General features: G+C 59.4%; 1 protein-coding gene. It reads right to left on the bottom strand.

Annotation, left to right across the window (positions count from 1 at the left end; genetic code table 11):
• Positions 1–749: aldehyde dehydrogenase family protein (locus tag JQN68_RS12390; protein ID WP_349632321.1), on the bottom strand; the 749-nt coding region annotated here is incomplete at its 3' end.
• Between the last annotated feature and the right edge of the window lie 41 nt (positions 750–790).

Genomic DNA, 790 nt, shown 5'->3' on the forward strand with positions numbered 1-790 from the left:
TGGCCGGCGCCGCCCCAGCGCAGCTGGGTTTTGGCGGCTTCGATGGCTTCATCGGTGCTGTTGAAGGCAATATAGCCGAGCACCGGGGACAGTTTCTCATGGCTGAACCAGTCTTCGGGACCGATGGTGGTCAGGGGCACCAGCAGCAGCTTGGCATCATCGGGAACATTGATCCCGGCCAGTTTGCCGATGGCTTGAGGCGACTTGCCAACGATGGCCATGGCCGGAACGCCGCGTTCCTTGTCGAACATAACTGCTTCGAGTTTGGCCTTTTCTTCCGGTTTAACAAGATAAGCACCACGTTCGATCAACATCTGGACAGCTTTATCGGCCGTTGCCTTGTCGTCGAAGATCATGGACTGGTCGGAAGAGCAAATGGTGCCGTTGTCGAAGGTCTTGGAAGCGATGACGTTGTTGACCGCAACAGAAAGGTTGGCGGACTTGGAAACGAATACCGGGGTGTTGCCGGCACCGACGCCGATGGCCGGGTGGCCGGAGCTGTAGGCGGATTTGACCATGGCGTTGCCGCCGGTGGCCAGAATCAGGTTGATGCCCGGGTGTTTGAACAGCAGGTTGGTGCCTTCGATGGAAGGTTCTTCAATCCACTGGATGCAGTCAGCCGGAGCACCGGCGCTGACGGCCGCGTCGCGCATGATCCGCGCGGCTTCGGCGCTGCACTTTTGGGCGCGGGGATGGAATGCGAAGATGATCACGTTGCGGGACTTCATCGCGATCAAGGACTTGAACATGACGGTGGACGTCGGGTTGGTGGTCGGAGTGGCGGCAGCCA

The sequence above is a fragment of the Desulfuromonas sp. CSMB_57 genome (genome assembly GCF_020194955.2).
Lineage (GTDB): Bacteria > Desulfobacterota > Desulfuromonadia > Desulfuromonadales > Syntrophotaleaceae > JAFCIY02.